The following is a 24,773-nucleotide window of genomic DNA, read 5'->3' as shown; positions in this document are numbered from 1 at the left end:
CCCGCCCCCCCCCCCCCCCCCCCCCCCACCCSCCCCCACCCCGCCTTCGACAGTTTTCCGCGATCTGTCGGAAATACTCTTGGGGTCAGATMCGTTTTMCGWAGGAAAACGGATCTGACCCCGGAATTTCTTTCGATATCTGACAGATGTGTCGACCAAGGTCGACACCTACCAACAGCCGCGGAGATCTGTCAGAGGTGGGGCGGTGTGGGTTGGCAGGACCGTTGGCGCCATGGATGGCGCCATCGAGCCCCCAGGGACGGGTTTACGGCGTGTCCTGCCAACCCACATCGCCCCGCCCAACAAGCAGAAAGCCAGGGCCGCTCGTGCTCCGGCCATTGGTGTTGCTCTGGCTTGAAGCCTCTGCGGGTGCAGGGCGCAGCCCTGCCGACCAACCTACTTCCGCGGAAGGTAGGTCACCAGTGACAGGTCGTGCCGGCTCTCCGGCACCAGCGCCACGTACTGCAGGTCCAGCAACCCGCGTGTGGGATGGTTCAGCTTCTTGGCACCCTCGTCGAAACGACGCACATCGTGCTCCGGCCACCACTGGCGGAACTCCTCGCTGTGCGCCGCGATATCCTCCACCAGGGCCAGGAACGGCGCCTTGTCCGGCGCCTGCGCCATCGCCGCGCGGAACCCCGCCAGCAGGCCGCGGGTCATTTCTTCCCAGTTGAGAATCAGCGTGCGGTACGGCGGATACAGGAACATCAGCCGCAGCGTGTTGCGCTCGTGCGGTGCCAGCTGGCTGTAGTCCACAAACAACTCGGCAATGGCCGGGTTCCAGGCCAGGATGTCGAAGCGGGTGTTGCGTACGTAGGCCGGGATCGGCTGCATCGCCTCCACCAGCTGGCGCAGACCCTCGGTCACGCTCTCGTCCGGCGATTCCAGCGGCACGCCGTAACCGGACAGTGCAAAGGCATAGGCGCGCTCGTCATCGCTCAGGCGCAGCACCGTGGCCAGGCGCTCGAGCACTTCCGGTGAGGCGCGCACCTCGCGGCCCTGCTCGATCCAGGTGTACCAGCTGACACTGACCCCAATGGCCAGCGCCACTTCCTCGCGCTTCAGCCCGGGGGTGCGCCGACGCCCGGCCGGCAGGCCGAGCGTGGCGGGATCGACACGGGCGCGGCAGGCTTTCAGGAAGCCGCCGAGTTCCTTCCGTTCGCTTTCGCTGCGCATCATCGCCCTCCGTTGCGGAAGGCGATGACATCCGCGCAGGCGCCTGGGTCAGGCATCGCTGCGCTTGGAACCGACCGCCAGACCGGCCTTCAGGCTGGCCTCGACGAACTCGTCCAGGTCGCCATCGAGCACCTTCTGCGTATCCGAACGCTCGATGCCGGTGCGCAGATCCTTGATGCGGCTCTGGTCGAGCACGTAGTTGCGGATCTGGCTGCCCCAGCCGATATCGGACTTGGTGGCTTCCACGGCGTCCTTTTCGGCATTGCGCTTCTGGATTTCCAGCTCGTACAGCTTGGCGGCCAGCATCTTCATCGCGTTGTCGCGGTTCTGGTGCTGGCTGCGGCCGGTCTGGCAGGCCACAACGATGTTGGTCGGGATATGGGTGATACGCACCGCCGACTCGGTCTTGTTCACGTGCTGACCACCGGCACCGGAGGAACGGTACACGTCGGTGCGCAGATCGGCCGGGTTGATGGTGATATCGATGTTGTCATCGATTTCCGGCGACACGAACACCGAGGTGAAGCTGGTGTGGCGGCGGTTGTCCGAATCGAACGGCGACTTGCGCACCAGGCGGTGCACGCCGGTCTCGGTCTTCAGCCAGCCGTAGGCGTAATCACCTTCCACGCGCMGCGTGGCCGACTTGATGCCGGCAACGTCGCCACCAGACACTTCCATCAGCTCGGTCTTCCAGCCGCGCGATTCGCACCAGCGCAGGTACATGCGCAGCAGGATTTCCGCCCAGTCCTGGGCTTCGGTACCACCGGCACCGGCCTGGATATCGACGAAAGCGGCAGCATTGTCCATCTCGCCGGAGAACATGCGCTGGAATTCCAGCTTCTCCACGTGTGCCTGGTGCTTGTCCAGATCGGCGACCACGGCCAGGGCGGTATCTTCGTCCTGTTCGGATTCAGCCAGTTCCAGCAGTTCGGTCGCGTCGGTCAGGCCGTCGAGCACCGAGGCGATGCCGCCCACGGTCTTTTCCAGGCTGGAGCGCTCACGGCCCAGGTTCTGGGCGTATTCGGCGTTGTTCCAGACGTCGGGGCTTTCCAGCTCCCGCGTTACTTCTTCAAGACGCTCTTTCTTGGCGTCGTAGTCAAAGATACCCCCGGAGCGACAGCACGCGATCAGTCAGATCGGTGATGCGCTGGCGGACAGGATTCAGTTCGATCATGTCGGCGGTTATGCACTAAATAGATGACTGCCAATGATACCGCAGGCGCTGGGCCTCCGGCGAGGCAGGCCAGGGGCCCCCGCCCCGCGCTGCACACCCGGCCACACGATCCCGGTAGACTTCCCCACCACCGCGGGAACAGGGGCCACGCGGGTCATTCCAACCAAGGAGCACCATTTCAATGACGATCATCCGTTCCACCCTGTGCCTGGCCGCCTGTCTGCTGGCCGCCAATGCCTCGGCCATCGACCTGAAGGGCCTGACCAGTACCGGCCTGAAGGCCGGCAAGGCCCTGACCCTGTCCGACGCCGAAGTCTCGGCCGCCGCCGACCAGGCCTGTGCCTACATGGACAAGGACAACCAGGTAGTGACCGGCAACGATCCCTACGCCCAGCGCCTGGCCAAGATCACCCAGGGCCTGTCCAACGAGGACGGGCTGAACCTGAACTTCAAGGTCTACCGCACCGCTGACGTCAATGCCTGGGCCATGGCCAACGGCTGCGTCCGCGTCTACACCGGCCTGATGGACATGGCCAGCGACGACGAAGTGCGTGGCGTGATCGGCCACGAAATCGGTCACGTGAAGCTTGGCCACAGCAAGACCAAGATGCGCACCGCCCTGCTGGCCTCGGCCGGCCGTGAAGGCCTGGCGGCCTCCGGCAACGGCAACCTGACCCAGCTCAGCCAGGGCCAGCTCGGCGAACTGGCCGAAGGCTTCGTCAACGCCCAGTTCTCGCAGAAGGAAGAGAGCGCCGCCGATGAGTATGGCTATCAGTTCATGAAGCGCCACAGCTACGACCCGGCCGCCCTGGCCAGCATGTTCCGCAAGCTGTCCAGCGACGGCGGCCTGATGTCCTCGCACCCGGGCTCGGAAGCACGTGCCGGGCGCATCGACGCGATGATCAAGAAGGACAAGAAGTAATCCCTGCGCGGGCGGGCCGACCGGTCCGCCCGCTCAGCCCCCCGCCAGGGCCTGTCGCAGCAGAGGCAGCTGTCGCCTGCTGCACGGTACTTTGACGCCATCGGCCATGTGAAGCAGGGCCTCGCCCCCATCCAGCGGTTCGATGGAGCGCAGCTGGTCGCGGTGGATCAGCCAGCTGCGGTGCGGGCGCAGGAACAGCGCCGGGTCCAGCCGCTGCTCCAGCACCGCCATGGTGATCCGCAGCGGGTAGTCATGCCCGCGCACACGCAGGTTCACGTAATTGCCTGCGGCCTGGGCGTATTCCACATCCCCGGTGGCGACCAGGAACTCCTTGCCCAGCTTGCGCACCAGGAAATGCTGCGGACGCTCGACCGGCTCCACCGGCGGGCCCACATCGGGCTCGGCCAGCAGGCTCGCCTCACCCTGCCGGCGCCGGCCGAACCAGCTGGCGAAGTGCTCCAGTGCCACGAACAGCGCGAACGTGCGCACATCCTTCAGGTATTCGTAGGCAAGACGCTCCAACCATCCGGCATCATCCTGGTAACGGTAGCCCAGCGCTGCATAGGCCAGATGCCGCACCAGCATCATGCCCACCACGTGCAGCAGCGACCAACCTACGCTGGCCAACAGATACATCGGCAAACGCCGCGTCCAGGTATCGGCATGCAACGGCCAGCGCTCGCAGCCCCACCATAGCAGCGGCAGGGTCAACAGGATCATGCTGAGGCTGCTGAATTCCCAGATCATCGGCTCCCACAGCCCGAGATCGGCCCCCCGGCGCGCGGCGTCCATCACCTCGACCAGCGCATTGGTCACTGCCGAGGCCGACAGGATCGCGGCCCACAGCAACAGGCGGGTGGACGTGCGCCAGCGCGGAGGACGGCCCGGGGCCATTGCAGCTTCCATGGTGGGGTGGCTCTCCAGCCTGCCTGAAGGGACCGAGGGTAGCCGCTCCATTGGTCCCATCACGCCCGCCATTGGTCACTGCACGGGCGCCGGCAGGCCCCTGGCGATGGCCCGACCCACCAGTGAGGGCGAGATTGGCACAACCTCCCGGCCTGGCCCGACCATGACCCGACGCCACGACATCGACGCCCTGCGCGTGTTCGCCTTCGCGCTGCTGATCCTCTACCACACCGGCATGGCCTACGTGGACGACTGGGGCTTCCACCTCAAGAGCGTGCACACCGCCGAATGGCTGCAATGGCCGATGCTGTTCTTCAACCGCTGGCGAATGTCGCTGCTGTTCCTGATCTCGGGTATCGCCATCGCGCTGATGCGCCCGGAAGGAAGGCTGCTGCACTTTGCCGGGCAGCGCACCTGGCGGCTGCTGCTGCCGCTGCTGTTCGGCATGTTCGTGATCGTGCCGATCCAGCCCTATTGCGAGGGCGTTGCCAACGGCCATGTGGCGCCAGGGTTCGGCCACTTCCTGCTGCGCTACTGGCAGGCGCGGCCATGGCCGGCAAACAGCTTTGCCGGCTGGCAGTACGGCATCACCTGGAACCATCTGTGGTACCTGGCCTACCTGTGGAACTACACGCTGGCGCTGGTGCTGTTGATGCCGGTGCTGGGCCTGGCAGTGGTGCGCAGGGCCGTGGCCCGCATGGCCGCCTCGCCGCCCCTGCTGATCGGCATCCCGTTTGCCCTGCTGCTGGCCTGGGTGGTCTGGCTGGAGCCGATCTACCCCGCCACCAATGCGCTGATGAGCGACTGGTACCAGCACGCCAAGTACGCCACGGTGTTCCTGGCGGGTTACCTGCTGGCGCGCGAGCCGATGTTCTGGGAACGGGTCGTCGCCCTGCGCCGCATGACGCTGTGGCTGGCCCTGGCGGCGGTGGGCTGGTACATGGGCCTGCGCATCCTCGGCCAGCTGCTGCCGGACGATTCACCGCTGCGGCAGTGGCCCGAACCGTTCTGGGATCTGCAGGTCAGGACCACCCAGTCGCTGTATGTGTGGACCGCGCTGCTGGCCATCCTCGGCTGGGGCAAGGTGCTGCTCGACCGCCCGTTCCGCTGGCTGCCGTACTGCACCGAGGCGATCTATCCGTGGTACATGCTGCACCAGAGCCTGATCATCGCGCTGCTGTCCTGGCTCAAGCCGCTGCAACTGGGGCCGTGGCTGGAACCGCCCCTGCTGCTGGGCGGCACGGTGGCTGGTTGCCTGTTGATCCACGAACTGCTGATCCGCCGCACGCGCTGGCTGCGGCCGCTGTTCGGGCTGAAAGCCGATCCGCAACGGCGCAGCGAGCGTCACGCCGATGTAGAACCGAGCCCATGCTCGACTACCCCTGCCATGCGCAGCGCATGGGTTGGGCGCGACCCACCGATGAACCGATGATCCGCAGTCCTCAACGGCGGCGCCCATGTTCGGCTGCTTCTGCGGTGAGCCGAGCATGGGATCGGCTCTACAGGATCGCGGCTTGGGCAGCCACGCATGGCATGGCGCTACTTCACCTCGAACTCGCCGACCAGCACGGTCTCGGCGCGGTCCTTCAGCCGCATCGTCACCATCTGGTCCTTCTGCTTAGGCGTGCCCCAGTGGGTGGTCAGGCGCAGCATCAGCGTCGTCGCCCCGGTCACCAGCTGCTGGCGGCTGCCGAAGTAGTTCGCTTCCACCTTGTACTTGCCCGGCTTGGCGTTGCGCAGCGAGAACTGCTCGGGGCCATAGCCACCCGTGAAGTCCTGCGACATCTGCCCGCCCTGGTAGGTCAGGCGATTGCCGTAGTACGCACGCTCGCCGTTCGGGTCGGTCACCCACAGGTCCATGTCGCTGTTGTCGGCATCCCAGGACAGCACCACGCGCAGGTCCAGCGGCATCGCCTGCAGCAGGCGCGGGTCGATGTTGCGGGTATCCAGCCGTGGCGTGCTGCGCGCGACCAGGTTGGTGAGCTCATCCAAGGCGATCAGCGCGATGCCATCGAAGCGGTTGTCCCAGGGCCGCACCACCACCTGGTACAGCGGCGCCAGCGCCTGCTGCGGCTTTCCGGCGGCGGCCAGCGCCAGGCCGAGGTCACGGAAACTCTGCGGTTCTTCCTGGCCCATCGCCAGCACCTGCTCGAACACCGGCACCGCCAGCGCGGGCGTATCGGCCTGCATCAGCCGGTAGCCGAGCACGCGCAACAGGTGGCGGTTGTCCAGGTCCATCTCGGCCAGGTTCGACAGTACACGCAGCGCCAGCTCGCGCTGGCCCTGTTCCAGCAGCAGATCGGCCACATCCAGGAAGAACGCACTGCTGTCGGCATGCGCATCGCGCTCGGCCAGATAGCGGTTGTACAGCTGCGCGGAGGGCCCTTGGCGCAGGCGCTGGGCAATGGCCGAATCCGGCTGCCATGCGGCCAGCTGGATGCCGAGCTCGCCCTCGTTGGCGGGCCCGGCTTGATCGATGGCCGAACCGGTGACCACCACCGCGTCGAGCGTCTGGTTCGCCGCGGACACGGAGCGGCGCGCGCGTGCGCTGCTGGCCTCCCTGCGCTGCTCGGCTGCCGCTGCCATCGGTGCAGGCGGGGCCGCCGGAGCAGGTGCCGCCAGCATCGCCACCGGCGCCGATTCCATCGCAGCATCTGCAGACGCCACTTCCAGCCCCCTGCCCTTCAACTGCGGCGGCGCATCCTTCGGCCAACTGCGGCTCCACCACTGCTGGCGCTCCTTCCAGCGTGCGGCCACCTCGTCCAGACGCCGGCGATCGGCAGCGGCGCGGTCGCTCACCTGGCGCGCGAAGCGGGCGTCGTACTCGGCGCGCAGCTTGCCCGCCGGACGGATCGCGTAGCGCAGGTAATCCTCCAGCGTTTCCAGCACGATCAGCGAGGTATCCGGCCCGACCAGGCCGAACTGCTGCGACAGGCGCTGCATCGCCTCGCGGTTGCCGCGACGGTCGGCCGCCAGCTGCTGCAGGCGCGCCTGCGCCCACAAACCGGCGAGCAGTTCACCGTCGTCGCTCTTCTGCGTGGCCGGCAGCGCCAGCCACTCACCACCACCAACGCGCACCCGCATCGGCACACCGTCCGCCGCCAACCGCGCGTGCAGCCACAGCCAGCCTTCGGCTTCGCTGCGACGATCAATCACCACGTCCTGCACGCCACGCCCCGCGTCCACCTGTACATCCAGCGGCGAAGACAGGAGTGCACGCGCGGCGGCATCGACGTCGGCTTCCAGGGCGACGAAGCGGCCACCGTGCGCTTCGCTCCAGCTGCGCAGGCGCGTGCTGTCGGTGCGGGCACCGGCGCTGCTGACGGCAAACAGGCGCTGATCCGGCGCCATCGCTGGCAGCTGCTCCGGCCCGTAGGTCAGCAGGCCGTCGCTGACCAGCAGGTACTCCTTCACGCTCGGCTGCGGCTGCCACTGGGTCAGCGCACTGGCACCGTCCGGGCGCACCGCCTGCAACGCCGCGCGCAGCTCGCTCCAGTTTCCTGCGCGGATCCGGAAGCGACGCACCGGTTCAGCGCGGTCGCGCAGCACGGTCAGCGCGACCGTGCCATTGCCCACTGCGGCGAAGTAGCGATCCAGCAGCGCGAACTCACGTGCGCGGTCGCGCCGGCCGGAGGAACCCGAACCATCCCACAGCAGGCCGACCTCACTCGGCAGCGTGCGGGGAGTACCGCTGGCCGGCACCGGCACCTGTGCCAGCAGATAGTGGCCGTCCTGCCACGGCGCCACCTGCACCTGCGGCTTTCTTTCGGCCGGAAGGGTCCATTGCAGCTGTGGCGGCAGCTGCGCACCCTGGCCCTGCCATTGCAGCTGGCCCGCCGTGATCTGGAACGGTGCGGTACCTGCAGCCATCGCCCCCGGCGCCTGCACCTTCACTGCAACGGAGGCGGCACCTGCGGCGAACTGCAGCGGCAGCGTCCACCGCCAGCCTCGGCTGGAAAAGGCCAACGGCTCGCGCAGCACCAGCTGCACGCGGCGACTGCCACCGGCCGGCAGCGGGTAGATGCGCAGGCGGAACTGGTTGCCCGCCGTCTGCTCCAGCAGGCCGGGGTCGACGCCACGGCGGGCGATCTCCTCGAAGACCTGGCGGCCGCGATCCTTGGGCACCGGCACCGCCTCGCGCAGTTCGCCGCCGATATCCAGGGCAAACCCGGTGATCTGCTGGCCCTCGGCCAACGGGAACTGCAACTCCCCTTCCAGCACCCGACGGTTCGGATTGTGGAACTCCAGGGTGATGCGGGTCTGGGCGATGCCGGCGTGGACCTCACCCTCGATGCTGGCCTTGCGCAGCGCGACGGGCTGCTCGGCGCCGGCAACCTGCAGTAGTGGCACCGACCGGACGGGCCGGACGGCCTTGCTGGACTGCGCCTGGGCGACCCCGGCGACAGCGCAGAGCAGCAGGGCCAGTACGGATGGAATCACACGGCGGACGAGGGGCATCGGACTGCTCCAGCGGGAGGTTGGACGGTTCAACGCGTGGCTGGGGCAAATGGGGTTGGATGGGGGGGGGGCGACTTCGGGATGCCGTCCCGCACAGCGCAGCTTCAGATCAGGCCGTCTTCGAGCTGCTCCAGCACGACGGACCACCATGAACCATCGGCAAGTGCAGCAGGATCAAGCCTTGCCCATGCCGCCGCCATCGCCTTGATTTCATCATCGCGATTGAACCCTTGTCTTGCTGGACGCGCGTGAATCTCGCCTCGCTTGAACGCCTCAAGTCTGGCCTGCATTACTGCCTGAGAGTAGACAACCGGCATGGAATCGCCTGATGTTGCCTGCGCTTGAAATACCTCATACGCCTTCAGAAAGCCAAGGAAGCTCGAAAGGCGACTATTGACGAACTGATGTCCGCCGTCACCTGCCGCAATAACCTTTCCGGCCAAGGAAAGGCAGAGCAGCAGTTCCTTTCCCCATGGCTCGTGCGCCACGACCAGAAGCGCCTCGCCATAGAAATCGGCTATCTGCGGCGCTTCGAACTGCACAACGGGTACTTCACCAGGAAGTCTTGACGGCAAACCGAGCTTCAACATCAACTCACTGGACAAAGGATCAAGTCCAAAGTCGCCAAGCACCTTGGCACTCACTTCCAGCGAACCCGCATCGTAGAAGCGAGAGAACGAATTTCCAGTCACGTGTAGCCCCCAAAACCGGGAGTTCACCTTCCAATAGATTCGTGAACCGTGCACCTGACGAAGATCTCAATGCGATCTTCAGTACCGACCGCGAGGTCAGCAGATTGCGGCTGTCGTAGGTGAACTCGCGTTGCAGATGCGGGCTCAACTGCTCTCGCGTGGTGCGGCCCAGCGCTTCACGTTCCATCGAGATCGGCGACTCGTCATTGATCCCCAGCGATACCGTCTGGTCCCGCAGGTCGCAGCCAAACGCAACGCGGTTACCGGCCGACACTCAGTTAGCCGTGCCTTGTGGGACAGCGGCCGAGGCAGGCCAAGCACTCCCCTGCATCCTCCATCAGCCGTGAAGGAGCAGCGCGGCCAGGAATGACCCTGAGGCACGATATTCCAGCGATAATTTCATCACACGTTCAAGTTCTGGAACCCAATCGAACCTCATCAAATTCCATCATTCATTTGTGACGCACGAAATCGCAAATTACATCAGGCCCGCCGAACAATCTCCTCTAGAAAGCCCATAAAACTATCGACAAACGGCTCATAAGATCCGTCAGACCAATCCCGCCTGACAACTGGATACTCCCCACCAATCAGCCCGTTACTGGTATCGAAATAGAATGATTCATCCGCATCCGGCAGATGAATTGAGATATACCCGCCCGGCAGGTCGCCATCACGTGAATCCAGCCTGAAATTGCAGATCAGATCACTATCGGAAATTTCACGCACATCCCGAGGCGCAAGGGTCAGGACAGGATAAGCACCGACCCTCAGATTCCCATACTTGAGCAACCACTCCTTGTACGAATCAGGCAATGGGATCCCCAGCTCAGCTTCGGCCTCCCGGATAAGGCCAGGTTCAACCTGGCGCCCTGGGAACACCTTGACTCGCGGGTGCTGCGCCACCAGCGCCTCCAGATTATCAAACATGAACACACCTCATTGTCGGAAGATAGCCAGCGCGTTGCCTTGTCCTGCACCTGCTCAATGGCGCCGAACAGGGTCGTGGCCAATGCAGCAGGGTCCAGCTAAGCCGCACTTGAAGCGATGCCGAAGATGCTATCGACTGCGCAAGCCTTAAGGCCCGAAAGCCCTTCTACGCTGAGTGACGAACGAGGCCCATCAGGAAATCAAAGAATGATGGCGAAGAGAACTCGAACTCCCCGGTATTGTAGTCGTACCGCAGAATTGGATACTCTCCATCCTTCAATCCTTCACGTGTATCGAAGTAGAAGGCTTCGTCCGAGTCCGGAACAAAAATCGGAATCAGGCCTTCTGGCGGAAAGCCGTTCTCCTCGACCAAGCGAGCGTTGTAGACAAGGTCGTCATCAGCCACGTCACGGTTCTCCGCATCTGCGAGGCCGAAAACGGGATCTGGACCTACAAAAAGGTTGCCAAACTCAACTAGCCAAGCCTTGTAGGAAACGGGCAGAGCCAAGCCAAGCTCCTTCTCTGCATCCTCCACAAGCTCCGGAGAAGCAGCACGGCCAGGAAACACCCTTACCCGCGCCGATCCAGCGATCATTTCATCAAGGCGCTCAAAACAGGAACTCCAATCAGGACACACCAGGCCTCCTGAATCAATCAAGCGAAACAGAGCTTCACGGCGCCAGCAACACCCGAGAAATCGATCTTACCGGCACTGCGCGGCAGCTTTGCACTTTCGAAACCGCGCGTCAGCCAACCTCCAATTGCCGATGCAGCGCAATCATCATCGATGGACATTGCCTCGTCCTTTCCAACGCAGACAGCAAGCAGAACACTTTTTTTCTTGGCAGAGAATCTAACCGACGATGAAATCCCTTCCGGGCAATATTCTGTCAAACTGCCACTGATCCACAATTCAACATCGATCGTCTCCAGACCATCAATAGACAGCTCTGCGAACGCGAACTTCAATCTAGCGCGTGCCTGGACGATTTCAGCCTGATACTTTACCCCCATCTCTGGTCCGCCCATCCTTCCGCTCAACGTCACTCTCATCTGCACTCCATAGGTCCAACTGCGACAAAGCGCGATCAACAATCCTATTAGCTGCTATCACCCTCGGAAGCTTCTCGCAATTCGTCAACCACACCGGTGAGGAACATTAGAATGGACTGAGGAAGAGTGAGCTTACGCTTTATGGTTGCTCCGTCATCGGTCCCAATGAGCAGCTCAACGCCACTCATCACCAAGGAAGTGACGCGAGCTTGATATCGCGGACTAGGAATAACGACATGAATACCCTCTTCTTTACGAACAATACGCAGCGATCTAGGCGCATCCCCGTCGAACACGCGAGTGATGTAGCACGTTTTGATCAGTCCACCCTCACAGGCCACATCAATTTTGTCATCGGTCTCGCCTGCTGCCAGACCCGAATCCTTCAGCGCATGCACAAGCTCAAAGATGAGACGGTCGAAGTCACACCCCGCGGGCACCACGTACTCGACGGGCTCGCCCCTATCGGCCGACACCAATCTCAGCGTCCCAGCCGGCTGATCAACCAGGACATCTGCAACAGGGGCCAGAATGCGGCCTCCCATTGGATCCTGATCGACATAGAAGCTTGAATTGGAGCCCATGTAGTAGAGCGCGGGCTCAGCCCCCAAGCGAACCTCTACCCATCGAGGATCATATGAGAAGACAGACGAACGGGGAGAAGTCAGCTCCTGCATGCAAACCTCGAAAGATCGCGGGGACGTCGCCTCCTTAACGACACAGCTCAATGCGCCGGGCAGGATCATGTAGTTCTCACTACGCCAAATGATGATTGAGATCAGCTGGCCTTCGGTATCGTTGCGGTTCTCCAGGCGTCGCCGATCAGTTTTCAGGAGCCTGCTGATCGGGCTGATGCACCCAATACGGTAGTCGCGTCTGCGCGCCAGTGGATGTTGCCGGTGGCCACGCCCCTGTTCGACACCAACCCTGTGAGATTATCAAACACGAACACACCTCACTGCCGACGATCAACGAACACCACACACCCGCGCGCACCTTGATTCATTGTGAACAAGATGGGAGGCCGGCAAATGACAAGAAACCTGCTTCTTGACATTGGTCGGGCGCACTGAACTTCACTCAGAATTCGCCACACTCCGAAGAAGCGAACGCAGAGGATCACCATCAACCAGACTACTCTGAAACAACGCCCAAGCGCCTCAACTCCGCAATTCCGCCGGCCCAGTCTTCCCGGCGCTTCTTGGCCGCAGCCAAAGGCACCACCAGCAGTACCTCCTCGGCATTCGAGTCGCTGAAAATGCTCAGCCTCGTGTGCGTCTCCGGGAATGCGTCCGCGAACTGTTGCCCCAACATGTCGAGCCCATGGAAGTCCCGCTTCCTGATGATGACCTGGGTTTCCGGATCCCTCTTGGTCAGAGCAAGAGGAACCCCCTTACACGCAAAGTCAACAAATTTTGCCCGACTGATATCCAGCGCCCAGTCCGTAGCCTCATAGAATGCCGCACGCTGCTCTGCGAACGCCGCGAGAACACCTGCATCAGTGCAGAACGCAAAGGGCTCAAGATTGATTTTTATTTTTCCAATCTTGCCCGAAAATGACACACGCCTAAAAAAGCATGACCAGAAGAGAAGAATTGGATTCACTTCCAATCCGTCGATCTGGACATCCTCGATCACTGTCGGACCAATCTCGGAATTAATCACCTTGCAGTTCGACACATGGACATTGCGAACCAGACTCATCCTCGAAGGTCGTTTTGACAGCGACATCCCGCAGTTATCAAAACTGCTGTTCGTTACTCGAAGTGCCTCGAAGACCTTGCCGCCATCATCGAACACCATTCTGAACTGCTGATCATCAATGTTCTGCATCACTAAACCTAGAAAGGGAGTCCCTTGACGACATCATACGTGAGATACGTAACAGCATCATCTCCGTAGCGATCCGCGTGTGCGGGCACATCTGCATTCGTAGTAACGTCCCACACCTTGGGGCGCCCGGTCGTACGCGTGAAGTCGGGGCTCGAAATGAATCGCCCATTGCTCCCCCTGGCGAGACCAGTGTGCAGAATAGTGTTCCTCAGATTTGGATCCTCCCTGACCAGCTGGGCAACCCGACGCTCAACCGCTTTACCAAAGCTTGCGGCGTAGAGGTTGGTGCCATTCTTCAAATGGCGATAGCTGCCTTCGCTCATCAGCGACTCAGCCATCTTAGGGTTAGCTACCAGCTCGCGGACCGCTTGATCCACGAAGCTCTGCAGCTTCTTGGTAGATCTGCAGCTCAGCCCCAATGGGTCAGACCAGCCCAGCGTGTTTGGGCCAAACTCGTAGAGATTGTCTCCCGCAGCGAGACCCAGCGGATCTTGCGATGAAAACTGCCCGATCTCGGAGTCAAAGTACCTATGCCGATTGTAAAGAAGGCCCGTTTCGTTGTCTCGATACTGCCCCTGCAACTCCAGCTCCGTGCCTGCAACAAGGCCTGGCGCCGCCGCAACAGGGCTATGGGATCCCGCAAAACGGCTCCAGATCAAGTCACCGGAAACTGTGGTCATCCGCATCGGAAAACCGTTGATATCAAGATGGAAGATTGAAAGGAGGCCTGATTGGCTCGCCGAAACCTCCTTTGGCCCCTCCAATCCCGCTTGCGGAAGTCCGGGCGGCGGCGATGCCCGTGTACTTCCGGCCGCCGTCGCCTGGGGTGTGGTCGCGCGGGAATTTGCGTCAGGACGCAAACCCAAGCCGGCGGTGCCGTTGAGCGCCAGCCCAGTTCCAAGGGAACCATGTCCCAGCTTCTTTGAGTCACCAAGTGGACTGGGCGCGCTGCCACCCAGTGCTCCGAGCGTCCCCAAGGCGCTCTGATTCAACTTCGACTCTGCTTGATGCAGCGGGCCCTCAAGCTCCTCCTTGGATCGGACGTCAGCGCTTGGCGCGACAACGGTTGCCACAGTACTTGCACGGTGCTGGCAGCTCAATTGCACAGCGCCAACCAACGCCAACGGCACAAACGTCCCCGGGTAGTACACATACTCCCGCACTCGCTCATGCAGCTTTTCCAACCGCCGCTGCCGGCGCCTCACCTCCACCAGGCTCGCCACATTCCCCACCCACACCGGTGCCGCCTCTTCGGCGTCATTGGCCTGCTGCACTTCACCCAGCAATGCATCTCCATCCCAGAAGAACCACGTGGTCTGCGTCGGGTTGCGCTTGAATACGCGCCGCCCCAGCGGGTCATAGCCGTAGTACGTTGACTGCCCATTGCGACGGCTCTCCGCCAGCCGATGATTGGCATCCCAGATCAGCGTCAGGTCATCGGGCGCATCCCCTTGCGGCGCACCCTTGCGCACCAGATCGCCCGCCCGGTCAAACACGTAGTGCACGCCCTGGTAGGTGCCCTCGCGCGTCCAGGTGGTCAGGTCGTCATCTTCGCCGCCCACCACCTTGCGCGCCTGCACCTGCTTCACCTCGGTGCGCAGCCTGTCGCCGGCCGGGTCGTTGAAGTAGCGCTCGACCCTTCCCTTCGGGTCGATGTGCTGCAGCAGGCGCCCGATCGCGTCGTAGCGGTACTCGTCCACGCCCTGTGCGCTGTCGCTGCGGCGGGTCAGGTTGCCACTGCGGTCATAGTCGTAGCGAGTCTCGAACAGCGGCGCGGCTTCCTTCAGTACCGATTGCAAGGTCAGCAGGTTGCGGCTGTCATAGGTGAAGTCGCGCTGCAGATGCGGGCTCAGCTGCTCGCGTGTCGTGCGACCCAACGCGTCGCGCTCAATGGAGATCGGCGACTCGTCATTGATCGCCACCGACACCGTCTGGTCCCGCAGGTCGTAGCCAAACGCAACCCGGTTACCCGCCGAGGTCTCGCGCAACACGCGGTTGCCGACCGCGTCGTAGCCATAGCCCACGCGGAAGCCATCCTGCAGCTCTTCCAGCAGCTGGCCCAGCGGGTCATACACGCGCTTCACCGTACGCGCCGGATTGCGCAGCTCGACAATCTGCCCCTGCACGTCGTAGACAAAGTGTTCCTGCACCTGCTGGCCAGGTTGGCGTACGTCCGGCAGCGTCTTGCGGGTGATGCGCCCGAGCTTGTCGGTGGTGAAGGCGATGCGCTGGCCCAGCGGATCCACGGTGGAGGTCAGTCGTCCGGCCGCGTCATAGGTATAGCACCGCGACTGCCCCCAGTAGTCCACCTCCTCGACGATGCGGCCCAGCGCATCGCGTACGAGCTGATAGGTCTCGCCGCGCTGGTTGATGACCGCGATGAGCTGCTCTTCGGTGTCGTAGCGGTACTCCACGCTGTGGCCATCGGCCTGCAGGCGCTTGCCGATCTGGCCGATGCCCACGTACTGCAGTCGCGTCTGCGCGCCCACTTCATCGGTGTAGCGCACCAGTTGATCTTCGGCATCGTACTCGCAGCGCACACCGTTCCCATCGGGGCCAGCAGTGGCCAACAGGCGTCCCTTCGCGTCGTACTCGTAGCGGCTGGTCTGTCCCAGCGGATCTACCTGGCGCAGCAGGTTGCCGAGCGGATCGTGCTCGAAGCGGCTCTCATGGCCGAGCGCATCAACGACCGCTGCCACCAGCCCATGACGGTCATAGCGCAGGCGTGTGACTGCCTGCCGCGCGTTGGTCTGCGACTCCAACTGTCCCCGTGCGTCGTATTCGAAGCGTGTGGTTGCACCCAATGGATCGGTCTGGCTGACCAGCAAGCCCTGGCCGTCATACGCCTGTTGCCAATCGAAACCATCCGGCGTCCGCAGCGACACCATATGGTCGTCCAGGTCGTACTCCATCTGGATCGTCGTGCCATCGGCGCGGGTCAGGCAGATCAGGTTGCCATGCGCATCATAGGCAAACGCCGTGCGCAGCCCTTCCGGATCGGTCACCGCCACGGTCCGCCCGAAATCGTCGTACTCGAACAGCGTCACGCCATCGAGCGGATCGATCTCGCACAGCGGCAGCTGGTTCTCGTCAAACTTGACCACGCTCAGGTGGCCCAGCGAGTCGGTTACGCGGGTCTCGCGCAGCAGCGCGTCGTACTCGAAGTGATAATCGTACAGGCCGCCATCGCCCCACGAATGCACCACCCTGCCCTGCGCGTCGAACGCGTAATGGAACGACAGGCCGACGCGGTCGGTGTGCCGCACCATGCGGTGCTGCTCGTAGGCGAAGGTGCGTGGCGCACCCAGCGCATCGACGGCCGCCAACAGGTCACCCTCGCCGCTGTAGCGGTAGCTCACCAGCGGATGCACCAAGCCGGTGGCCGGGTCATGCAGCGCCATCCGGTCGATGCGGCCGTTGCGGGCCTCCACTTCGATGAAACGGCCCTGCAGGTCGCCGACGCCGCTTTCGACGATGCGCACCAGATGGCCGTCGCGGCGCTCGAACCGCCAGTGGTTGCCGTGCGCGTCCTCGATGCGCTCGATCGGCCAGGACTGTGGATTCGGCAGCACGCTGACGCCTGCCGGCAGTTCGCCGCCGAACACATACTTCAGGCCACTCTTGAAGCGCACCTGCCACTGCCCGCGCCGACGCAGCAGGCGCGCGCCATCGACGAAATCGAGGATCGCCCCGGCCTCGCCTTCAGCGGGTGGCAGCTCCGCGAAGAACGCGGCCTGGTCCGGGCCGGACAACCACACGCTGCCGTCGTCCAGCAGTTCCAGGCGGATATCGGCCGGCGTCTGCCAGCCTGCGCCGCACAGTCCCGGCTCACCCGCCCTGCGCGAGCCATAACTGCGCTGCCATGCGAGGGACAGCCGCCCCGGAATGTCGAAGTCCTGGTGGCTGACTACCACGCTGCCATCGCGGATATCCACCGGCTCGGCACGCAGCACCTTGCATTTCAGGAAGCCGGAGGGCAGATGGCCCCATTTGCCGCGCCGCCACTTGGCAAACGCATCCAACTTCTTGCGGAAGAACGCACTCTTGCGCAGCTTGCCCAGTCCGGCAAACGCGGCGCGGAACGCCAGCGCAGTCCAGGAGACAGTAGGCGGACCACCGACGGTGACGCTGGTGGGAATGGCCACGTTCAGGCCAGTCGGCAGCGACATCGCACGCAGCGGCTTCTTCGGCTTCTTCACCCGGAACGGATTGATCATGCCGGCCAGGTTGCAGTCCAGCACCGGCATCGCCAGCCGCGAGAACGGCTCGCCATCGGCCGACACCGTGCGGCTGCCCATGAAGATTTCTTCGCCGTCGAACTGCGGCCCCATCGGCGCAGCCAGCGGCGGTCCCCACACGCCCAGTGGAATGTGGATGTCCAGGCCGCCGGTGCCGGCGGTGCCGCGATGTACACCGTTGACCTTGATGGTCGAGCCGATGAACGGGATGTAGTCGAACGGATCCAGCACCAGGCCGATATGCGGCGTCGGCAGCGGGCACGGCGGCACCGCGTACATGTGGATGTCGATGCCCAGCTGCGGATCGAAATGCTTGGCGGCGATGCTCACGGCAACACTCCCTGTTGCTTTACAAGGCGCGGAACAACGCGCGCAGGAACGCCTTTACTTCGTCACGGTACTCGGCGCTGATCCAGGTCACGACGATGATGCCCAGCACGATGGCCACCAGCATCACCACGGTCTTGTTCGACTTCATGCAACAGCCACTCCTGTAACGGCAGGCCCGGCCGGCGCCGCCACGGACGCCTGCAGCAGGCCACTGGGATCGGGCAACGGCTGCATCGCCGGCGGCTCGCTCCACACCGGTATCTCGTGATCGAGCGGGTGTTCGATGGCCGGCAGGCCGTTCCAGCCCGGGTCGAGGAAGTCGCGGCCCACGGCCACGATCTTGCGGAAGAATTCGTCGCCGCCCTGGATCAACCGCTCGCGCTCCTGCTGGGCGCGATGGAAGCCACGCTCCAGCGCGGCATCCAGCTCCGCGTCGATGGCGTCCAGCGCCGGCCGTGCGGGTCGCGGGCCGAGCGCGCGGCCCTGTGCATCGGCCTTTTCCAGCAGGCTGGTACTGGCCTGCAGGTAATCGGCGGCCACCTGCTGCAGCGATTCGCAGCGGCGCGCGTCCTGCAGCTGCAGCAGGTCCCACAGCGCCTGCGGCAGCGTGGTGGCCTTGCGGTCGGCCGGGGCCAGCGGCTTGGCGATGCGGATCGCTTCCAGCAACTGGGTGCGTGCCGCTTCGCGCTGGCCCGCCTGCAACTGGCACCAGCCAGCCATGCGCTGGCCCTCCAGCGCGAACATCGGATGCGGAATGCTGGCCGCCGACGCCGAGGCCTGCAGGTAGGTCTGCGCAGCACGCTCGGGCTGCTTGGCGGCCAACCAGCAACCGGCCTCGCCGAACCAGCTCTGCATCACCAGTTCCGGCGCAGCCGGGTTGCCGCTCATGCGTGCGCCTTCGGCCGCACTGCGCGCCTGCCGATAACTGTTGATCGCCTGGCCGTGATCGCCGTGCTTCAACCATGCACCGGCCACCATCATCTGCACCACCGATTGCTGGTCCTGCCAGCCCTGCCGCTGCGCCAGCCCTTGTGCGCGCTCTGCGCGGGCAACGACCTGGGAAGGGCTACCGCGTTCGAGCAGCAGCATCAGGTCGGCCAGCAGCTGCCGGTACAGCACTTCCGGGCCACGGCCGCCGGACTGCGCCGCGGTGTCGCGGGCGATGCCGAACATGTCGACCGGGGCGGTCACCACCCGCGCCGCCGCGCCGTGACGGTCCAACAGCGACTGCCAACGCGGATCTTCTTCGGTATCCACCAGCACCAGGCGCAGGCGCGCACCAGGGCCGGCGGCCAGCGCCGCGTCCACCCAGCGCTCGAAACCCTCGCCCGGCACGCAGCGCTCCGGCTCAAGCACCGCCGCCAGCAGGCGCAGGTGTTCGCCGTGGTGGTCGATGAAACTCTCCAGCACCTGCACCACGCCGTGCGCGCTGTCCGGGTGCGCCTCATGCGGCCCCCGCCACCCAAGCGGCACCTGCTGCGAACGCAGATCGTCCTGGCTGGCCAGATAGCGGTCCAGCAGGTCCTGCTTCACCTGGCGGCTGTAGCGGAAGCCCAGTTCATAGGCGGTATCGATGCGCAGGAAGTAATCCGGCGTATCGCGACCCGCGTCGTTGCGCTGCATTTCGAAGAACGCGGCCAGCAAGCGGCTGGAGGCGGCCGGCAGGCGCCAGACCAGCAGCCGCCGGCTGCTGTCGGCGCTTGCATCCAGCCAGGCATCGCGCAGTGCGTTCAGGCCACGCAGCATGGGGGTGTCCTGCATCGTGCTTCTCCCTGGCGGCTCAGCAGTTGAGCTTGATCTCGCTGCCGTTGACCGATACACCGCCTGCGTCGATCACCACCTCCGAGCCGCCGGCGGTGATCTTGATCGCGCTGTCGGTGATCTCGATGACCGAGCCGCCGACCTTGCTGGTGAGCTTGACTGCGGACTCCAGGCTCATCGCGCCGTCCGAACCCTGGCTGTGGGTGCCGGTGGCATCCTGGCTGAAGTTGCCGGTGACATCGATGACGCGCGCACCGACGTTGCTGTCATCGACCTTGCCCTGCACCTTGCGCTTGTCCTGACCGGTGATCGTCACCTCACGGGCGGCCTGCAGCATTTCGGTGACCAGGCCGCCCACAGTGCGACTGGAAGTGGAGGTGACGGTCTCGGTCCAGGTGCCGGTGCGCTGGCTGGTGTAGTTGCCGGTCAGGGTGGTCTTGAAATCGCCGGTGATGGTCTCGGTGTAGCCGGCGGCGGCAATCGTCTTGGTTTCGCCGGTCTCGTACTTCTCGGTCACCGCGCCGGTCACGTTGGTGGTGCGGGTACCGGTGACGCCGAGCGTATCGGTGCCGGTGACGGTGATGCCGCGATTGCCGCCGACACTGATGTCCTGGTTGGCGCCCACGCCCATGGTGTGGTTCACCGCCACCGTGGTCGACTTGTTGTTCTGGATGCTGGCGTTCTGGTCGTTGAGCACGGTGGTGACCATGTCGCGCTGCGCGCGCATGTTCAGCAGCTCGCCACCGGCGCCATCGTGCATGGTGATCTCGTTCCAGCCTGCGCCCTTGACCGTCTTCGACTTCAGGCCGCTCACTTCCATGCCGAATGGCGGCATGTTGTCTTCGTTGTAGACGCGGCCGGTGATGATCGGGCGATCCGGGTCACCATCGAGAAAATCGACGATCACTTCCTGGCCCACGCGCGGTGGCGATACGCCGCCCATGTCGGCGCCGGCCCACGGGCTGGCGCTGCGGATCCAGCACGAGGCGTTCTCGCGGCGGTCCAGCTGGCGGTCCCAGTGGAACTGCACTTTCACCCGTCCGTAGCGGTCGGCATGCAGCTCCTCACCCGGCGGGCCGACCACGGTGGCGGTCTGCGGGCCCGGCATGCGCGGCCACGGCGTGCGCCGCAGCGGCCGGTACGGGATGCGCCGGCGCAGCACTTCGGCCTGCACTTCCACACTGGGCGCTTCGGCGCTGCCGAAATCGGCGGCGAAGTTGTTGTGGCCTTCGCGCTGCACGCTGACCACGAAGAAGCTGCGATCGGCATCGTCGCGGCCGATGAAATCGGGGTGTCTCTCCAGTTCGAAGCAGGCGCCGGCGTCGAGCTCACCGGCATTGCCGGCACATTCGAACAGCTTGGTCGGCCAGGTCACCTCTTCACTGCGTACATTGGCCAGCGCGGTACCGATACGGCTGTTGCTGAAGCGTGCTGCACCATCGTAGCGGTACTGCTCCAGCGGCGGCAGCAGGCCCAGTGGCACCTGGTTGCCCTGGTTGCCGTCCAGCGCCTGGCTGGGCTGCTTGAAATCGAAGCTGCGCAGGGTCTGCACGCTCGGCCCGACCCGGCGCCGCGCGCCCCAGCGGTGCAGGCCGGTACTGGCCAGCGTGCCCTGATCGGAGACGAAGGCAATCGGGCGTGGCTCGCCATGCACGGTGCTCAGCGTGGAATCGTCGCTGATCACCATCGTGTGGCCTTCTTCATCGTGCACGAAGCTGTAGTACAGCCCGGCGTCCTCCAGCAGGCGGCTGACGAAGGCGTAGTCCGACTCGTTGTACTGCACGCAGTACGGCAACGGCGCCAGCTTGCCGGCGTTGAGGTCGTAACGGAACTTCGCCAGCTGCGCGTAACCGGCGAACACCTCTTCAACGATCTGCAACGCGGTGCGGTCCTGGAAGATGCGGCAGTTGCAGGTGTAGTCCAGGAACGCGAACCACGGCGCCAGCTCGGCGCGATACGCACTGAACTGTGCCTGCTGGCCGGTGCTGGCGAACTCACGCACGTAGCCGTGCACGCTGCGGTTGCCGAACTCATCGCCCAGCTGCAGGCGCAGCGGCTGCCCGACCAGCTGCTTCAGTTCCAGCCGTGGCTGGATCGAGAGCAGGTCGATGCGGTAGGTGAACGGGTTCGACACCGCCTCGCTTCCCTCGAAGCGCTTGACCAGGAACGTGTCCGGATCCAAGGCGGTGTCGACGCGGATCAGGCGTCGGTCCTGGTGCAGGCGCTGCAGTGCAGCGCCAGGGAGCAGTGATTCGGCGTACATCGGGCGTTCCGTCGTCCCATGTTGGTCGTGGCCCGACTTTGCCATTGCCGTGTGACATGCGCCAGCTTTTTGACGCGACGAGCGCTGGATAAAGAGATGAATTCATTAAGAAATTTGAAGGGAGTGCGAATCCGGTCACAGATATACGGCCTTGCGGTGGCTGTTCAGGCAGCGGCCTGAAGCGCACCATGTGCGTCCGCTTTCAAAAGGATGTGTCATGCGCCCGCTGTATTTCTGCGCCCTGCTGGCCACTTCATTGCCGGCCGCTGCCGCCACGTCGGCGCCTTTCCCGTTCACCCACCACGACTGGACGCTGGCCTGTGACAACACCCGCACCTGCCGTGCGGCGGGCTACCAGCAGGATGAAGGCGACGCGGCGCCACTTTCCGTGCTGCTGACCCGCGCCGCCGGGCCGGCCCAGCGTGTGGACGCGCAGCTGCTGCTGGGCCAGTACGACGAGCAATCGCCGACGCCCCCGGCGCAGGCGCAGCTGCAGATCAACGGCAAGGATCTGGGCCGCTTGCAGCTGCAGGGCGGCAGCGCCACGCTTTCCGCCGCGCAGACCGATGCCCTGCTGGCCGCGCTGACCCGCAGCAGCCGCATCGTGGTGATCGGCAACGGCCCGCAGCGTTGGACGCTGTCCGACCGCGGCGCCTCGGCGGTGCTGCTGAAGATGGACGAGTTCCAGGGTCGCCTCGGTACCACGGGCGCCCTGATGCGCAAGGGAAGCGCGGGCGAAGGCAAGGTAGTGCCGGCACTACCGGTGCCGGTGGTGACGCTGGCCAAGCTGGCACCCGCGCGTCCCGGCGATGCCGCCCTGGCGCAGTCGCCTGCCCTGCGCGCCGCGTTGCGCAGCGCGACGCCGGGCGACGACTGCAGCGCGATCAGCACGGAGGGCGATCCGCTGATCAGCGAGCCGCAGGAACTGAGCGTCACCCGCCTGTCGAAGGACAAGGTGCTGGTGTCGACGCTGTGCTGGCGCGCTGCCTACAACGAGGGCTACGGCTTCTGGGTGGCCAACGACAAGGCACCGTTCCAGCCGGTGCTGGTAACCACTTCCGGGACCGACAACGACGGCCCCACCATCAGCGCCTGGCAGAAGGGGCGCGGCCTCGGCGATTGCGGCTGGACGGCCGACTGGGGCTGGGATGGCAAGCGCTTCGTGCCGACCAGCGAAGCCACCTCCGGCCTGTGCCGGATGGTGACCGCCGGTGGCGCATGGGAAATGCCCACCATCGTCAGCAAGGTCCAGCACTGAGCGCGACGGCCGGTCACGCCGGCAGGCAGTGCTCCACGATCAGCTGGATGGCGCTGCCACCGCGATAGTCATCGCAGGCCAGCCGGTAGGCCAGGTGCACGTGGTGGCTCGGCGCGTTGCCGTGCCAGCCACCGAAGTGGATCGCGTTGATCGTGCCGGGCACACCCGGCAGGCGCAGTTCCAGCTTGAGGTGGCGTTCCTTCAGCACGCGCCAGTTGGCCACTTCGAAATGGCCATCGAACAGCGGCTCGGGGAAGCCCTGCCCCCAAGGACCGGCCAGACGCAGCGCATCAGCGTGACGATGGTCCAGTTCGTCCGCCGCCAGTTCGCCGTCGCTGAGCACCTGCTGCTGCAGCGCGGCCGGATCGAGCATTTCCAGCACGACGGCGACGAAGGCCGCCTTGAAGTCTTCAAGGTGATCCAGGCGCAGGCTGAGGCCGGCTGCCATGGCGTGACCGCCGAAGCGTTCGATCAGGCCCGGATGGCGTGCATCGACCAACGCCAGTGCGTCACGGATATGCAGGCCCGGAATCGAGCGCGCCGAGCCACGCAGGGTGTCGGCACCGGGTTCGGCCGGGGCGAAGGCGATGACCGGCCGATGCAGGCGATCCTTCATTTTCGACGCGACCAGTCCGACCACGCCCGGATGCCACTCGGCATCGAACAGGCAGGCCGCCACCGGCCGTTTGCCTGCCATGTCCAGCACAACGCGGGTCAGCGCCTGCTCGGCATCGTCGGTCATCGACTGCTGCACCGCGCGGCGTTCCGAATTGATCTGCTCCAGCGTCTGCGCGATCTCGCGTGCTTGGCGCGGGTCCTCGGTCAGCAGCAGCGCAATGCCCAGCGCCATGTCTTCCAGCCGGCCGGCGGCATTCAGGCGCGGGCCCAGGGCGAAGCCGATGTCGGTGGCGGTCAGTCGCGCGGCGTCGCGGCCACTGGCTTCGATCAAAGCACGCAGGCCGACGCAGCCCTGTCCCGCCCGCAGCCGGCGCAGGCCCGCGCTGACCAGCGCACGGTTGTTCGGGTCCAGCGCCACCAGATCGGCGACGGTGCCGACCGCTACCAGGTCCAGCAGCGCGGTCAAATCCGGGCCCTTGCCATCGGCGAAGACACCGGCCTCGCGCATCTGCCGGCGCAGCGCCATCAGCACGTAGAAGATCACGCCGACACCGGCCAGCGACTTGCTGGGAAAGGCGTCGCCGTCCAGATTGGGGTCGACGATCACGTCGGCCGGCGGCAGCTGCGGGCCGGGCAGATGGTGGTCGGTGACCAGCACCTGCCAGCCGCGCGCCTTGGCTGCGGTCACGCCGGCATGGCAGGCAATACCGTGGTCGACCGTGACCAGCAGGTCCGGCTGCAGCGCGGCCAGCTCCTCCACCAGCGACGGTGACAGGCCATAGCCATGCACCATGCGGTTCGGCACAGCGTGCAGGACATGCTGCGCGCCGAGCATGCGCAGGCCACGCACGCCCACCGCACAGGCGGTTGCACCATCGCAGTCGAAATCACCGACCACCAGGATGCGCTTGTCATTGGCGATGGCCTCGATCAGCAGGCCCACTGCATCATCGATGCCGGTCAGCAGTTCCGGCGCATGCAGGTTGCCCAGCTTGGGCAGCGCCAGCTCTGGGGTGTGTGCGCCGCGCGCGGCGTACAGGCGTGCAAGCAGTGGCAGCGTGCCGTCTGGCCACGCACCGGGCTGCACCGGCTCGCGGCGCAGGATCATCGGGGCATCTGACACGGGCAGCGCAGCTTCGGCGGCAAGGGACATCGGCATCG

The 24,773-nt window shown here is 64.7% G+C and carries 18 protein-coding genes; 3 read left to right on the top strand and 15 right to left on the bottom strand.

Translation table 11 applies throughout. The annotated features are described in order from the left end of the window. Positions 1-396 precede the first annotated feature (396 nt). On the bottom strand, positions 397-1,179 hold the full coding sequence (locus tag D7Y61_RS01520; protein WP_180864696.1) for a helix-turn-helix domain-containing protein: 783 nt from the start codon (positions 1,177-1,179) through the stop codon (positions 397-399). A 45-nt stretch (positions 1,180-1,224) separates the two neighbouring features. Beyond that, positions 1,225-2,350, bottom strand: a protein-coding gene (gene prfB, locus D7Y61_RS01515) for a peptide chain release factor 2 (RefSeq protein WP_180864695.1) whose coding sequence is annotated in 2 segments (ribosomal slippage) — positions 1,225-2,274 and positions 2,276-2,350 — 1,125 coding nt in all. Because the reading frame shifts where the segments join, the coding sequence is not laid out codon by codon here. 181 nt (positions 2,351-2,531) lie between these two features. Here prfB and D7Y61_RS01510 point away from each other — a divergent pair. Further along, on the top strand, positions 2,532-3,272 hold the full coding sequence (locus tag D7Y61_RS01510) for a M48 family metallopeptidase (RefSeq protein ID WP_180864694.1): 741 nt from the start codon (positions 2,532-2,534) through the stop codon (positions 3,270-3,272). Positions 3,273-3,305: 33 nt separating this feature from the next. Here D7Y61_RS01510 and D7Y61_RS01505 read toward each other — a convergent pair whose 3' ends face one another. Then, complete coding sequence (locus tag D7Y61_RS01505) at positions 3,306-4,166, bottom strand: LytTR family DNA-binding domain-containing protein (protein ID WP_180864693.1); 861 nt, start codon at positions 4,164-4,166, stop codon at positions 3,306-3,308. A gap of 175 nt (positions 4,167-4,341) precedes the next feature. Here D7Y61_RS01505 and D7Y61_RS01500 point away from each other — a divergent pair, with 175 nt between their 5' ends. Beyond that, entirely contained in the window at positions 4,342-5,610 is a 1,269-nt protein-coding gene (locus D7Y61_RS01500; RefSeq protein WP_258010176.1) for an acyltransferase family protein, read from the top strand. A 107-nt stretch (positions 5,611-5,717) separates the two neighbouring features. Here D7Y61_RS01500 and D7Y61_RS01495 read toward each other — a convergent pair whose 3' ends face one another. The 11 genes from D7Y61_RS01495 to D7Y61_RS01450 all read right to left on the bottom strand — a co-directional run bounded on the left by D7Y61_RS01495 (position 5,718) and on the right by D7Y61_RS01450 (position 21,736). Continuing rightward, entirely contained in the window at positions 5,718-8,636 is a 2,919-nt protein-coding gene (locus tag D7Y61_RS01495; RefSeq protein ID WP_180864692.1) for a VIT domain-containing protein, read from the bottom strand. Between the two features lie 104 nt (positions 8,637-8,740). Beyond that, positions 8,741-9,328, bottom strand: a complete 588-nt coding sequence (locus tag D7Y61_RS01490; RefSeq protein WP_180864691.1) for an SUKH-4 family immunity protein — start codon at positions 9,326-9,328, stop codon at positions 8,741-8,743. A gap of 483 nt (positions 9,329-9,811) precedes the next feature. Further along, the gene (locus tag D7Y61_RS01485) at positions 9,812-10,258 is read right to left on the bottom strand and encodes an SMI1/KNR4 family protein (RefSeq protein WP_180864690.1); all 447 of its coding nucleotides are present in this window, start codon (positions 10,256-10,258) and stop codon (positions 9,812-9,814) included. 166 nt (positions 10,259-10,424) lie between these two features. Continuing rightward, entirely contained in the window at positions 10,425-10,895 is a 471-nt protein-coding gene (locus D7Y61_RS01480) for an SMI1/KNR4 family protein (protein WP_180864689.1), read from the bottom strand. Between the two features lie 17 nt (positions 10,896-10,912). Continuing rightward, positions 10,913-11,311, bottom strand: a complete 399-nt coding sequence (locus D7Y61_RS01475) for an Imm12 family immunity protein (protein WP_180864688.1) — start codon at positions 11,309-11,311, stop codon at positions 10,913-10,915. Positions 11,312-11,358: 47 nt separating this feature from the next. Further along, positions 11,359-11,988 carry a hypothetical protein gene (locus tag D7Y61_RS01470; protein WP_180864687.1) on the bottom strand — a complete coding sequence of 210 codons (630 nt, stop codon included), beginning with the start codon at positions 11,986-11,988 and terminating at the stop codon, positions 11,359-11,361. A 457-nt stretch (positions 11,989-12,445) separates the two neighbouring features. Then, on the bottom strand, positions 12,446-13,144 hold the full coding sequence (locus D7Y61_RS01465; protein WP_180864686.1) for a hypothetical protein: 699 nt from the start codon (positions 13,142-13,144) through the stop codon (positions 12,446-12,448). A gap of 8 nt (positions 13,145-13,152) precedes the next feature. Further along, positions 13,153-17,712: an RHS repeat-associated core domain-containing protein gene (locus D7Y61_RS01460; protein WP_345776219.1), complete on the bottom strand. Its 4,560-nt coding sequence runs from the start codon at positions 17,710-17,712 to the stop codon at positions 13,153-13,155. A gap of 19 nt (positions 17,713-17,731) precedes the next feature. Beyond that, positions 17,732-17,860: a hypothetical protein gene (locus tag D7Y61_RS22525; protein WP_006441023.1), complete on the bottom strand. Its 129-nt coding sequence runs from the start codon at positions 17,858-17,860 to the stop codon at positions 17,732-17,734. Continuing rightward, positions 17,857-19,473 (bottom strand): hypothetical protein, encoded by a 1,617-nt coding sequence (locus D7Y61_RS01455; protein ID WP_180864685.1) that lies wholly within the window; start codon positions 19,471-19,473, stop codon positions 17,857-17,859. The genes D7Y61_RS22525 and D7Y61_RS01455 overlap by 4 nt, the downstream gene beginning before the upstream one ends. A 19-nt stretch (positions 19,474-19,492) precedes the next feature. After that, positions 19,493-21,736: a type VI secretion system Vgr family protein gene (locus D7Y61_RS01450; RefSeq protein ID WP_180864684.1), complete on the bottom strand. Its 2,244-nt coding sequence runs from the start codon at positions 21,734-21,736 to the stop codon at positions 19,493-19,495. Positions 21,737-21,953: 217 nt separating this feature from the next. Here D7Y61_RS01450 and D7Y61_RS01445 point away from each other — a divergent pair, with 217 nt between their 5' ends. Further along, a complete protein-coding gene (locus D7Y61_RS01445) occupies positions 21,954-22,994 on the top strand; it encodes a DUF1176 domain-containing protein (RefSeq protein WP_180864683.1) in 1,041 nt (346 codons plus the stop codon). A 13-nt stretch (positions 22,995-23,007) separates the two neighbouring features. On the opposite strand, the gene recJ is transcribed toward D7Y61_RS01445, so the two are convergent. Continuing rightward, positions 23,008-24,765: a single-stranded-DNA-specific exonuclease RecJ gene (gene recJ, locus D7Y61_RS01440; protein WP_180864682.1), complete on the bottom strand. Its 1,758-nt coding sequence runs from the start codon at positions 24,763-24,765 to the stop codon at positions 23,008-23,010. Between the last annotated feature and the right edge of the window lie 8 nt (positions 24,766-24,773).

It is taken from the genome of Stenotrophomonas maltophilia, assembly GCF_013464485.1.
GTDB lineage: Bacteria > Pseudomonadota > Gammaproteobacteria > Xanthomonadales > Xanthomonadaceae > Stenotrophomonas > Stenotrophomonas maltophilia_AW.
Note: the sequence above shows the minus strand (reverse complement) of the source record. Positions and strands in the feature narration are given on the sequence as shown.